Source organism: Sphingobium sp. DC-2, assembly GCF_000722555.1.
Lineage (GTDB): Bacteria > Pseudomonadota > Alphaproteobacteria > Sphingomonadales > Sphingomonadaceae > Sphingobium > Sphingobium quisquiliarum.
On record NZ_JNAC01000001.1, the window covers coordinates 72815 to 86102 of the forward strand.

The window sequence follows — 13288 nt, forward strand, 5'->3', positions numbered from 1 at the left end:
ACCGGTCGCGAATTTCGCGACCGGGAACCACGATCATGAACTGGTCGGTGGAGTACGCTCAAGTTCAACGCAAGGTTCAGGAGGCTGCACGGACCTGCGAATAGAGCCGCCGGATGTCTTCGGGTCGCGCAAGATCGTGCCCCGGATTCATCACGGCCGCCGCGCCTGCCGCGATGCCGAAGCGGAACGCTTCTTCGATCTCCCAGCCTGAGGAGATAGCAAAGACCATCGCCGAAAGGAAACTGTCGCCCGCGCCGACCGCGCTTCTGACCTCGATGTCCACTGCGGGAAGCAGGAGTTGGCGCTCGGCCGAGGCAAGGAGAGCGCCCTCGTGCCCCATCGTCACCGCCACATATTGCGCATGACCGCCCCCGACGATCTGCATGGCCGCCCGTCCCACCGACTCCGTGTCGGGAAGATCCCGACCGGTGAACTGGCGCAACTCGCCAATGCTGGGCTTGACGAGGAAGACGCCGCCTTGCTCAAGGCCTCCGCGCAGGCCAGCGCCTGAACTGTCGAGCACGACCGGTATATTGCGTTCCGTCATCATCGCGACGACCTGGCCATAGAAATCATCCGGAATGCCGGGTGAGAGCGAACCGCTCGCGACCAGATAGTCACATTGTGCCGTCTGGAGCTGATTGAGGCACTGCCGCCATTCTGCAGGTTCGACCATCGGTCCGGACGGAACGAGGCGATATTCCTTCCCGCTTTCGCGCTCGAGCACTGCGGTGGCCACCCTGGTATGCCCCTTGATCGGGATACGGTTGCGCACCAGCTGGTGCAGGTCGAGCAGACCATCGAGCGCGTGGCCGGTTGCACCGCCCGAAAGATAGTAGCTCCGCGCGTTCCCGCCGAGCCGGACATAGACACGGGCCACGTTGATTCCCCCGCCACCCGGCGAATAGAATTCTGTCTTCGTCCGCATTTTACGGGTGTGGTAGACATGATCGACTTCATAGGCGACGTCGATCGTCGGGTTCAGGGTGAGGGTCGCGATGTTCATCATGGCCGCCATTGAGGGACCCGGATGGGCTCGGGTCTATCCGGGATTTCCCTAATCGTTACGCTATCGCGGGTCCACGAATGCGAAGGCTCCGATCGAAAGGGTGCGAAGTTCTACCGGGATCGAAAGACCCGCGTTAGCAACCTGACAGCAGCAGCCACCGCCTGCGACCCAAAATCACTGGATAATAGACGAAAGGCGGGAAAATCGCGGCGTTGTCAAAAGATGCCCTCGCGCTTTCCTTATCGGTTAAATCCGATCATTGATCAAATAGGCAAGATATAGCAAGTAGGCACTCACAAACATTCCACCCTCGAACCGCGAAATTTGGCGTCCGCTGATGAATACGGGAATGCAGGCCAGCGCGACCCCCAACATGACCGGGATGTCGACCCGGATCAGTTGCGCGCTGACCTCGATCCCGTTCGACGGAAACAGGCAGGCCGCGCCGAGAATCACCAGAATATTGTAAACGCTGCTGCCGATCAGATTGCCGATCGCGATGTCGCGCTCGCCACGAATCGTCGAAATGATCGTCGTAACGAGTTCAGGAGCGGAAGTACCGATCGCAACGATCGTCAGTCCGATAAAGGCGTCCGATACGTTCCACAACCGGGCAAGCGCGACCGCACCATCCACCAGCCAGTTGGCGCCCACGACGATCACGACGAGGCCGATGGCCAGCATCGCCATTGCGGAGAAACCGTGGCGGCGGGAAAAGCGCGGCGCCGCGAATTCCCGCGCGAACTCCAGCTTCACCGTGATGCTTTCCCGCCGGGCGACGCGAATGACGGTCAGCGTGAAGGCCATTCCCATCGTGATCAAAAACAGCCCCTCAAGGCGCGAGAGCACACCGTCCCAGGCAAAGACGAGTAGCGCGGCCGACGCGATGACGATGACAGGCAGTTCCAGACGCAGCGTCTGCATCCGAATGGCAAGTGGTTGCAGCATCGCGCTGAGGCCGAGGATAAGGAGGATGTTGACGGTGTTGGTGCCGGCGATGTTGCCAACCGCGAGCGAGCCGTTTCCCTGGAGCGCCGCCTCGATCCCGACGGCGAGTTCGGGCGTGCTCGTTCCCAGCGCCACGATCGTGAGGCCGATGAGCAGCGGCGAAACGCCCAGCCGCGCGGCCAGCGCCGAGCCTCCCCTCACCAGCCACTCCGCACCAGCGATCAGGGCGGCGAGCCCCATGAGGCTGGAAACGATCGCCAGCGTCATCCGGCCGGGTTCACCTTGCGCCTGGCGGGATCGGGTACGAGGAGGACATCGCCCGGGACCGCATCAAGGATCTTGCGCGCCGTACTGCCGATCATAGCCTCATAGACGAGGCCACCGCCATGGGTTCCAACGACCGTCAGGTGACGTGCGGCATTTTCCGCACGGTCGCGAAGCAGCGCTTCGGGAACCCCGTGCTCGATCATGCGCGTGACGTTCCGGGCCGCCACATCAGACAGTCCCGCTTCGGCAAGGAACTTGTCGGCCGCAGCCTCGCCATAACCCTCGAATTGCCGTTCGATTTCCGATCGGCCGAGATAGCCCGCGAAGGGCACATCGTAGGCGTGGAAAAGGGAGATAGCCGCATCGGGAAAAAAGCGGACGGCGGTCTCCAGAGCGATCCGGGCGGGCGCGGAGAAATCTGTCGCGACCACCATGGCGCGGTAAGGCTCGAAAGCGCGGTCGCGTACGATCAGGATCGGAACGGGCGCCTTGCGGATCAGCCGGTCCACGGTATCGCCGAGCAGCATCCGGGCCAGCGGCCCATCGCGAGCCACGCCGGTGACGATCAGGCCCGCCTCGCCCTTTCCGGCGATATCGAGGACGACCGGTGCCGGCGAGCCGGTTTCGACGTGGACCGAAATGTCGATTGGCGGCGCCTCGCGAACAAGGTCGTGGTAGATGCGATGGCGCGCCGCCCGCACCGGGTCTTCGAGAGGCCGACGCCAGGACGGCAGATCGCCGAGTCGGACGGACAGCATCCCGTCTTCCGGCGGGTTCAGCGCGTGGATGACCATAAGCTCCGCCCGCCATGCCTGGGCTACCAGCAGGGCGCGATCGAAGGCGCGGTCGCAACGATGGCTGAGGTCGGTCGCGAGCGCGATGCATTTAGGGAAACCGTCACGCGTCATGGCATGTCCTCCTGATTATTAAGTTCGCTAAACCAGCCCAGTCGCCGCATCACATGCTTCTCCACCTCCAGCGACAGCATGAGAAGCATGCCGCACGCCACCAGCAACACCCAGTCCGCGAAGCCCAGCGGCTGCGAGTGGAAAATCGCGTTCATGAACGGCGCATAGGTGAAGAGCGCCTGGCCGATGACGAGAACGCCGATCGCGATCAACACGGCGGGAGTACCGATCGCGCCGCGCCATGTCAGGGACGTCATGTGGAGATAGCGGACGTTGAAGAGGTAGAAGATCTCCGCGATGATGAACATGTTGACGACCATGGTGCGCGCCATCTCCAGGCTCCGGCCTTGCGCCAGAACATGGAAAAAGATTCCGAGAGTGACGGCCGCGAACAGCACAGAGACGAGAAGGACACGCCAAAGCAGGAACGGCGAAAGCAACGGCGCGCCGCGCTCCCGTGGCCGGCGCAACATCGCACCGGGTTCCGTGGGCTCGAACGCCAGCACGAGGCCGAGCGTGGCGGCGAGGACGAGGTTCACCCAGAGGATCTGCGTCGCCGTCATCGGCAGCGCGAAGCCCAGCAGGATCGCCAATACGACCGCCAGTGTTTCACCGCCGTTCGTAGGGATTTCCCAGGAAATGACCTTGCGAATGTTGTCGTAGACCGTTCGGCCTTCGCGAACGGCGCTGACGATCGAGGCAAAATTATCGTCGAGCAGCACCATGGAAGCCGCTTCTTTCGACGCTTCGGTGCCCTTGATGCCCATGGCGACCCCGACGTCGGCCTGCTTGAGGGACGGCGCGTCGTTCACGCCGTCCCCCGTCATCGCGACGATCTTTCCCTGAGCCTGCAGCGCACGGACGATCCGCAATTTATGTTCCGGGCTGGTCCGGGCAAAGACCGAGACATCCGCGACCGCTTGCTCCAGTTCGGTGTCCGGAAGCTTTTCCAGTTCCAGCCCGGTCAGCACGCGCGGGTCGTCGGCAAGGTCGAGTTGCCGGGCGATCGCCAGCGCCGTCGCCGCATGATCGCCAGTGATCATCTTGACGCCGATTCCGGCGGACCGGCATTCGGCGATGGCGTCCTTGACCTCCGCACGAGGCGGATCGATGAAGCCGACAAGGCCCAGGAGGCACACGCCAGTCGAGAGATCTTCGAACGAGATCCGTTCGCTGCCGGCAGGCATTTCCTTCGCGCCGAAGGCGAGAACGCGCTCGCCATCGCTTCCGGCGGTAGCGATGGAACTCTCCCAATAGGAACAATTGTCGGGCGCGGTCATCGCCAAGAGCGCTTCGGGCGCGCCCTTCACGAACAGCAAGCGCGTGCCGTTGGAACCCCGGCAGAGCGTCGCCATGAACCGATGCGCGGCGTCGAAGGGAATCTCGTCGAGCCGCTCCCATTCCGCCCGCTCCTGCTCCGGATCGATGGCCGCCTTCATTGCCAGGGCGAAGAGGGCCCCCTCCATCGGATCGCCCTCGACACGCCATTCCGCACCGACCTTGCGCAGCGCGGCATCGTTGCACAGCAGCCCGCAGCGGATCAGTGGCATCGCATCGGCCATAGCCTCTGCCTGGTCCCCGGACCCGACGATCCGGATTTGACCATCGGGAACATAGCCGGATCCGCTCGCGATCATCGTATGCCGCTCGGTGATGACGCGGCGGGCCGTCATTTCGTTGCGTGTGAGCGTGCCGGTCTTGTCGGTGCATATCACCGAGGTCGCGCCGAGCGTTTCGACGGCCGGGAGCTTTCGGATGACGGCGTTGCGCCCCGCCATCCGCCGCACGCCGATCGCGAGAGTAATCGTGATGACCGCCGGCAGCCCTTCCGGCACGATCCCCACGGCGAGCGCGACCACGGCGATCAGCGCGTCGATCCAATCGTAATTCCGCGCCAGAACGGCAAAGGCGAACAGCGCAAGCCCCCCCGCGAGTACGAACCAGGTGAAGCGCCGGGCAAAACCGTCGATCTGCTTCAGCAGCGGGGTTGCCAGTTGTTCGACCGACTGGATAAGCGAACTGATCCGTCCGATCTGCGTGCGAGATCCGGTGGCAACAGCGAGCCCGCTTGCGTGCCCAGCCGCAACCATCGTGCCCGAAAAGGCCATATTACGCCGATCCGCCAAATCGGTCTGCTCGGGCAGCACCGCTTCCTGCTTTTCGGCAGCCACCGATTCGCCCGTCAGCAGCGCCTCGTCGATAAGCATTCGCCGCGCATGGAGAAGCCTGAGATCGGCGGGAACGCGATCACCGGCCTCGATCATCACGAGATCGCCGGGCACGATCTCGCGGACGGGAATCGTTTGCCTCACGCCGTCACGCACCACGCTGGCCTTGGGCGCGATCATCTGCTGGATGGCCTCAAGCGCCTGTTCAGCCTTTCCTTCCTGGATATGCCCGATCACCGCATTCACGATCACGACGGCGACGATGACCACCGCGTCGATCATGTGATCGAGCAGCGCTGCGGCCAATGCCCCGGCAAGAAGCACATAGATCAACGTGTTATGGAATTGCGCGAGGAACCTAAGGAACACATTGCGACGCGCCGACCGGGGTAGCGCGTTCGGCCCAAAGCGGGCCGATTGCCGATCCACCTCCGGAGAAGAGAGACCCGCACAACCGACGTCGAGTGCCGTGGCAACTTCGCTGGTTGACAGCATATGCCAGCGCACTTCGGAAGTTTCCATGGGTCCTGACATCAAATCTCTTTCGTATTACATCAAACCATCTCGTGTTGAGCATGCGGAGCGAAGACCGTGCGGACCGGTTTCATTCCCGGCCCGCGGTTCCGCGCTTGCGTGCCGCCGATTGAATGGGCTTCAATGCGCAAACAGCAGCGGCAGCGGCGCGCCAGTGAGCAGGTCGCGCGTGACGCCGCCCAGGATCATCTCGCGCAGGCGAGAGTGGCCATAAGCGCCAAGCGCGAGCATCCCGGCGCCACGCCGGTGAGCCGCTTCGACCAGCGCCTCCGCATCCGACACGTCACCGCCCTGGATGGGAACTACGGTCGACGTAAAGCCATGCCGGGCGAGATGGTGGGCGACATCGGCTCCCGGTTCGGAACCGTGGCCCTGGACCGTCGGCTTCGCATCGAGGATGAGTATATCGATCCTTGCCCCAGGCGCCGCGAACATGGTCGCGTCGCGCAGCGCGTGCGTCGCCTCGCGGGTCGCATTCCAGCCGATCGCCAAGTGATCGATGGCGGCCGGTTTATAGCCGGTGGGCAGGATCAGAACGGGACGCCCAGATGCGAACAGGCAACGCTCAAGCGTATCACGTCGAATTGGCGGATGGTCGTAATTGTCCGAAGGACCGAACAGGACGAGGTCGGCATAACGGGCATAGACCGCGGTCTTGGCGAAGATCACCGCCGGCTGGTCCGAAATCGTCCTCACCTCTACGTTCGTGGAGCGGGCGAGCATCGCGATCCGCTGCTGCTTCGCCTCCACCGCTTCAGTATAATCGGGAAGAAGTACATAAGGCAGTGCAACCGTCAGGGCATAGTCGCTCGCGGGGAGAGCCGACAGCACGACGATGGCAAGGCTGGCGTCGTGGAACTCGGCAAAGGCAAGCGCATCGCGCAAAAACCGCTCGTCCTTGTCTCCGGTATCGACGACGGCGAGAATGTCCTTGATAGCCATATGTCCCTCCAGCTTTGAGCTATTCCTGCTACCCAGCGCCGTGATGTGATTCATTCGGGTGTTATACGTAGCCGACCGGCGCCCCCTTCCATCTGCCGGGCCAGCGCATCGCCAAGCAGTGCGCCAAGAGTGATCGCGTTACTGGCATGCGAGATACTTTCGGTCGTAACCATGCGGCAGCCGACTTCCCTGAGCAAAGCCTCGGCACCAGCCGCGAAGAGGCCGTGAACAGCCAGGCAGATCGGCGGAGGGAAGCCCTGGTCGATGATCTCGCGCGCGGCGTTGGCAAGGGTGTGTCCCGACGAAATCACGTCATCGACGAGGATCGGCGTGCGGCCTTTCCATGCCCCCAGGTCCGAGGCCGCGATAAGGACGTCCCGATCACCGCGCCGCGATTTCGCGAAGACCGCATGGGGCGCTCCGATAAGCCTGGCGATTGCGCCCGCCCACTGCTCGCTCTCGCTGTCGGGTCCTATGATGAGCGGTGCATCGACATTGGCCCGGACCCAGTCCGCCAGAAGCGGAGATGCCGCGAGCGAAGCCGTCTCCATCGAATAGATCTCCCCCAGATCCGCGTAGCGGTGGAGATGCGGATCGACGGTCACGAGCCCATCGAACTCGGATGAAAGGAGCTGGGCGAACTGGCGGGACGTCAGCGCTTCGCCATCCTTGAACCGCCGATCCTGTCGCATATAGGCAAGATAAGGCGCCACGAGATGGACCGACCGCGCCCCGCTCTCGCGCAGCAGCCTTGCAGCAAAGAGCAGCCGCATGATCTGGTCGTCGGGCCGCGCGAGCGTGCATATGACGGCCACGGCTGATCCCGACACCCCGGAGCGGAGCCGGACATAGCTCTCCTGATCGGGAAACCGGCGAACCTCGAGCGTGCCTGTCGCCCACCCGGTATGTTCCGCGATGGATGCGGCCAGCCGTTCGTTCCCGGGCATGGAAAACAGCATCGCCGTCATGGCACGATCGCAAGCATGTCGGCATTGGCGGCGGCGTAGGTCAGCGCATAAGCCATTTCACCCTGCGACTGGGCGTGGAGGGTCAGCAAAGGCTGGCCAGCGATAACGTCGTCGCCCAGGCGAACATGAAGAAGCATGCCCGCGGCCGGCGAGTCGGGCGCGCCCGCCAGCTTCGCAAGGCGCGCTATCCGGCGATTGTCGATATGGGTGACGCGGCCGCTATGCGCCGCCAGGATCGGATGGGTGAGCCTGGCCGTGGGCGGGGTGCGCATGCCGCCCTGGGCCTGGCATATCCTTTGGAACCTGTCCCAGGCGCTGCCGTCGGCCAATGTGCGTTCGGCGCGCGCGCGTCCCTGGCCTTCTTCCGCGACCTTCCCGAGTTCGAGCACCACGCCGGCGAGCGTGCAGGCGCGGTCCCGAAGGCCCGGCGGAGCATCGGCATCGCCTGTCAGCACCGCCAGCACGTCGCGCGCCTCCAGGGCGGGCCCGATCGCCCGGCCGACGGGCTGGGTGCCATCGGTCTGGACACAGCGGATAACAAGGCCAAAACGGGCGGCGACGGCGCCAAGCGTGGCTTCCAGCCGTTCGGCCGCCGCGACGCTGCGCACCTTGGCGGTCGGCCCGATCGGAATGTCGAGCACCACATGGGTCGCGCCCGCCGCTATCTTCTTCGACAGAACGGAGGCGATGAGCTGCCCCTCCGTATCGATGTCGAGCGCGCGTTCCACGCCGATGAAGATGTCATCGGCGGGACTGAGGCAGACCGCGCCGCCCCAGGCGAGGCAGCCGCCCTCGACCGCCACCACGCGCTGCATGGCGCCAAGGTCGAGATCGACCCGGGTGAGCGTCTCCATGGTATCGGCCGTTCCCGCCGGGGACGTGATCGCCCGCGACGACGTCTTGGGCATGGTCAGACCGCAGGCGGCAGCGATGGCGACGACGATCGGGCTCGTGCGGTTGCCCGGCAGACCGCCAACGCAATGCTTGTCGACGACGATCTCGCTCGGCCAGCGCAAACGGTCGCCGGCCTCGACCATCGCCCTGGTGAGATGGTAGGTCTCGTCCTCGTCGAAGGGAAGCGTGGCGGTAGCCGTGAGGAAGGCGGCGAGGTGCACATCGGCATAGCGGCCCGCCACCACGTCACCGACGATGCTGGTCAGCGCGGCCCCGTTCAGCCTGTGTCCGTAGATGCGCTGGCGGACGCAGGCGATCGATTCGAGGGGCGGCGCATGACCGACCTGGACAACGGTTCCCTCCTCCACGCCAAGCGCGACCCAGGCCGCTTCGGACAGACCGATCTCGTCGCCGGCCAGGAAGTCGCCCTCCACCTGATAGAGCGTGGCCGCGATCGGCTGGCTGCCGTTGCGGATATAGACCTGGGTGTGCGCGGCAAGGCCCTCGGCATGGCACACCGGGCTGTCGGTCCGCATGATCGCGACCAGCTCATGATGCGTGTGAAGGCGCAGCCGGCGCGCGCGCGCGAACGATGGTTCCGCCGGTTCGGAACTCCCTATATTCGGATGGAATTGCTGCGCATCGCCCGGAATATCGCTGGAAACCCCGATCACGTGTCGATCACCACCTTCAAGGCATGAGTATCGGCTGCGCGCGCGAACGTCTCATACGCCTCCAATATGTCCGACAACACGAAACGATGGGTGACGAGCTGTTCGGGCCGCAGGCGCTTGGCCTCGACCGTCTTCAGGAGCATCGGCGTGCTGACGGTGTCGACGAGCCGGGTGGTGATGGTGATGTTGCGCGACCAGAGTTCCTCCAGATGGAGGTCGACCTTGGCGCCGTGGACACCGACATTGGCAATTACCCCGCCGGGCGCGACCAGTTCTTCGCATAACGCGAATGTCGCAGGGATCCCGACTGCTTCGATAGCCGTATCGACCCCCTTGCCGTCGGTGAGCTCTCGAACCAGGCTCACGACCGGATCACGTCCGCTGTTGAACGTGTCCGTCGCGCCGAACTTGCGCGCGACGGCGAGGCGATTGTCGTCGAGATCGATCATGATGATCCGGGCCGGTGCATAAAATTGCGCAGTCAGCAGGGTCGCCAGGCCGATCGGTCCAGCGCCGACGATCGCGACGCTGCTGCCCGGTGCAACCTTCCCGTTCAGGACGCCGCACTCATAGCCCGTCGGAAGAATGTCGCTCAGCATGACGAGGGCATCCTCATCGGCCCCCGGCGGGATCGCGTGAAGGCTGTTGTCGGCATGGGGGATGCGCACGAATTCGGCTTGCGTGCCATCGATCCTGTTGCCCAATATCCAGCCGCCCTCGACGCAATGCGAATACATGCCGCGCCGGCAATATTCACACCGGGCACAAGAGGTGATGCAGGAGATCAGGACATGATCTCCGGGCTTGAAGGCTCCAACCGCGGTTCCGACCTCCTCCACGATCCCGACACCCTCATGTCCGAGGATCCTGCCCGGCTCGCACGTCGGCACATCCCCCTTCAGGATGTGCAGGTCGGTGCCGCAAATGGTGGTCTTCGTGATCCGCACGATCGCATCGCCGGGTGCCTGCAAGGCCGGCCTCGGGCGATCCTCGAGACTCTTCTCGCCGGGGCCATGATAAACGAGAGCTTTCATGATCTCCTCCGTTCAACCGTTAGACGGGTTCGCCAGTCAGTGTACGAAAACGATCGGCAGGCGCTGATGATCGATCAGTTCCCGCGTCACGCCGCCAAGCACGAACTCGAGTGCGCGCGAACGCCCATAGCCACCGATCACGAGCACATCGGCTTTCTGCTCCACTGCGTAATTCTGAAGGACAGCCGACGTATCCTTACCGGATGAGCTGATCGGACAAACGCCGCCGCTATGGCCATGTCGCGCGAAAAGGCGGGCGATCTGGACACCGCCCCGGTGCTCCCCGGATTCGACACCCGGATCATCGACAATCGCAACGTCGATACGGGCATCGGGTTCGGCCAGATTGAGAAGCGCCCTCGCGGCGCGGAACGATTCAAGTGATGCGTTCCAGCCCAATACGGCGTGATCGATGGGACCAGGATTCCAGGAGGCCGGCAAAATGACCGTCGGCACGCCCGTAAACAGAAGCGCCTCGGAGATACGGCGCCTCAAGCCATCCCTTTGCCAGCGCCCGACACCCGGAATCAGCGCGATATCCGCGTACTGGCCTTCAGCCTTCACGAGACCGGGTATCAGCCCGCTGGCCTCGAACACCGAGTGAACCTCTACTTCGATCGCGGTATTCCTGGTTCGTTCGCGAACGGCCGCCAGATGTTCGTCGCGCTGGTCCTCGGATACCGTGATGGCCTGCGCGAAAGCCATCGCATCAGCCGCCGCGGCGAATGCGAGATTTTCGGTCACGACGACGATCGTAAGCGCCGCTTCATGCATACCGGCATAGGCAAGCGCCTGATCAACGGCGGTCAGGGAATGCTCTGCACCGTCCACGACGACGAGCACATGTTTGATCTGTGAAATGCTGCTCATGATCGCATCATGGCCCCGGCCATTGATGACCGCACTCCGTAACTTTACAGAGGCACCGCGTGACGCGCACTCGCCCCTGGGGCCGTGAAGAGGGCGCTTCGCGGCGAGTGCATACTCAAGCCTTCGCGTAGTTCGATGGCACCAGGACGGCCGCTCCAACAACGGCGCCACTGCGCAACCGCTCAAGCGCGACATTGGCTTGAGCCAGCGGAAAGACCGTCGTCACGGATTTGACGTTGGCTTTCTGCGCGATCTCGAAAAAGCTTGTGCCGTCTTCGCGGGTCAGATTAGCCACCGATGCAATGGTTCGCTCACCCCAGAGGTCAGCATAGGGGAACGACGGAATGTCGCTCATGTGGATCCCTGCGCAGATCACCCTGCCTCCCTTGTGGACTGCACGCAGCGCGCGCGGAACAAGATCACCGACGGGGGCAAAGAGGATCGCCGCATCGAGTTCCACGGGCGGGTCATCCTCCGATGATCCGGCCCAGGCGCAGCCGAGTGATCGCGCAAAAGCCTGTCCCTCGTCGTCTCCCGCCCTGGTAAAGGCATAAACCGCCCGGCCCTGCCACAGCGCAATCTGGGCGATGATATGCGCGGCGGCGCCAAATCCGTAGAGACCGATCCGCGTTCCCTCCCCCGCAGCGCGCAGGGACCGCCAGCCGATCAGCCCGGCGCACAGCAAGGGCGCGGCTTCTTCATTGGAAAAGGCGTCGGGTATCCTGAAGCAGAAGCGAGCGTCCGCAACCGTATGGGTCGCATAACCGCCATCCCGGGTGCATCCCGTGAATGCGGGACTATCGCACAGATTTTCATGACCTGTTCGGCAATAGTCGCAATGGCCGCAGCTATGTCCGAGCCAGGGAACGCCGACGCGATCACCGATCGCGACATCGGCGACCCCTTCCCCCGCCGCAACAACGATGCCGACAATTTCGTGCCCGGGAACGATGGGGAGGCGGGATTCGATCTCCCCATCGACGATATGCAGATCGGTTCGGCAGACGCCGCAAGCAGCGACCTCGATGAGAAGCTCGCCTCGACCAGGCGTTGGAACCTGTCGCGCAACGAGCCGCAGCGGCGTGCCGACCGCTTCGAGCTGCATCGCGAACATCTCGGTCATAGTGATTTCTTCGCCTGTTCGCGCCGCGGGGTCACGCTGCCGACGCGGCACGCGCCGCCATGCCCTGCGCCATGTTCGACAAGGCTTCGGCCATCTTGACGCCCAGGGCAGGATCTACCGTCGAATCAGCGATGGCGCGGCGCATCGCGTCACACCACTGATCCGCTGTCTCACCAGTGATCGGCAGGCGCGCATGGGCCGACATCATGCAAACGCCAGGGTGATCATCAAACCAATCTCGCGGTCCGCCCAGCCATGCGTTGAGAAAACCGGCAAGCGAAACGCGCATCGGCCCCAACTCCGGGGCGTGTAGCGCACGCAACTCCCGATAGGCGTCCTCCTGATCCATCAGATCATAGAAGCGGTCTACGATATTCCGGACGACGACGGCCCCTCCAACCAGATCATAGGGCGCCTGCTGTTTCTGTTCCGCTGCTGTCACACGTTTCTCCTGTTATGCTGCGCACTCCCTTTTGGTCGAGCGTCGTTTCAAATGCGCTTTCCCACGCCCGTCAGCCTGGCAAGCGCGCCAGTCAGCGCATGTTCCCGCAGGGGCTTTTCCAGAACCTGGGCGAACCCCTGCGCCAAGGCACGCTCGGTCAGTTCGGCCGATGGGAACGCGGTGATGAGTATGGCTGGACCCGGCCAGCCACGTTCGCGCAGGCGGCAAAGCACCTCGATGCCATCGCTCTGCTCCAATCGAAAATCAGCAACGAAGCAGCAGGCATCCCCCGATAACGGATCGTCCAGAAGCGCCGCACCAGCCGCATAGGCCCGGACGTCAAAACCCTGCGCACGAAAGAGAAGCTGCAGTGAACGGCGAACACCGGCGTCATCCTCGACCAGAAGAAGACGCGGGCGTTCCCGCAACGGGGCCGCAATATTCTCGCCTGACATCTCACACCATCGGCCCAGCGGCATTGCTGGTCCCTCGGACGATGTCAGGAAA

Annotated in this window: 12 protein-coding genes; all 12 read right to left on the bottom strand. The window is 63.6% G+C overall.

The genetic code is table 11. From position 1 onward, the window contains the following. Positions 1-76 precede the first annotated feature (76 nt). Positions 77-1009 carry a 1-phosphofructokinase family hexose kinase gene (locus ET21_RS0100380; protein ID WP_030090330.1) on the bottom strand — a complete coding sequence of 311 codons (933 nt, stop codon included), beginning with the start codon at positions 1007-1009 and terminating at the stop codon, positions 77-79. A gap of 246 nt (positions 1010-1255) precedes the next feature. Next, positions 1256-2224 (bottom strand): calcium/sodium antiporter, encoded by a 969-nt coding sequence (locus tag ET21_RS0100385; RefSeq protein WP_030090329.1) that lies wholly within the window; start codon positions 2222-2224, stop codon positions 1256-1258. Beyond that, positions 2221-3132, bottom strand: a complete 912-nt coding sequence (locus tag ET21_RS0100390) for a universal stress protein (protein WP_021246219.1) — start codon at positions 3130-3132, stop codon at positions 2221-2223. Before ET21_RS0100390 ends, ET21_RS0100385 begins: the two co-directional genes overlap by 4 nt. Next, entirely contained in the window at positions 3129-5822 is a 2694-nt protein-coding gene (locus ET21_RS0100395) for an HAD-IC family P-type ATPase (RefSeq protein WP_162849038.1), read from the bottom strand. Before ET21_RS0100395 ends, ET21_RS0100390 begins: the two co-directional genes overlap by 4 nt. Before the next feature lie 132 nt (positions 5823-5954). Beyond that, on the bottom strand, positions 5955-6776 hold the full coding sequence (locus ET21_RS0100400) for a universal stress protein (RefSeq protein WP_030090326.1): 822 nt from the start codon (positions 6774-6776) through the stop codon (positions 5955-5957). Between the two features lie 50 nt (positions 6777-6826). Further along, on the bottom strand, positions 6827-7744 hold the full coding sequence (locus tag ET21_RS0100405) for a ribose-phosphate diphosphokinase (protein WP_030090325.1): 918 nt from the start codon (positions 7742-7744) through the stop codon (positions 6827-6829). Further along, positions 7741-9210 (bottom strand): thymidine phosphorylase family protein, encoded by a 1470-nt coding sequence (locus ET21_RS0100410; RefSeq protein WP_081856552.1) that lies wholly within the window; start codon positions 9208-9210, stop codon positions 7741-7743. Before ET21_RS0100410 ends, ET21_RS0100405 begins: the two co-directional genes overlap by 4 nt. A 98-nt stretch (positions 9211-9308) precedes the next feature. After that, positions 9309-10346, bottom strand: a complete 1038-nt coding sequence (locus ET21_RS0100415; protein ID WP_013846844.1) for a zinc-dependent alcohol dehydrogenase family protein — start codon at positions 10344-10346, stop codon at positions 9309-9311. A 36-nt stretch (positions 10347-10382) separates the two neighbouring features. Next, positions 10383-11216 (bottom strand): universal stress protein, encoded by an 834-nt coding sequence (locus ET21_RS0100420; protein WP_013846845.1) that lies wholly within the window; start codon positions 11214-11216, stop codon positions 10383-10385. 115 nt (positions 11217-11331) lie between these two features. Beyond that, positions 11332-12339 (bottom strand): zinc-dependent alcohol dehydrogenase family protein, encoded by a 1008-nt coding sequence (locus ET21_RS0100425; RefSeq protein ID WP_013846846.1) that lies wholly within the window; start codon positions 12337-12339, stop codon positions 11332-11334. A gap of 31 nt (positions 12340-12370) precedes the next feature. After that, a complete protein-coding gene (locus tag ET21_RS0100430; RefSeq protein WP_013846847.1) occupies positions 12371-12781 on the bottom strand; it encodes a group II truncated hemoglobin in 411 nt (136 codons plus the stop codon). A gap of 47 nt (positions 12782-12828) precedes the next feature. Beyond that, complete coding sequence (locus tag ET21_RS0100435) at positions 12829-13260, bottom strand: response regulator transcription factor (RefSeq protein ID WP_013846848.1); 432 nt, start codon at positions 13258-13260, stop codon at positions 12829-12831. Positions 13261-13288: the final 28 nt, after the last annotated feature.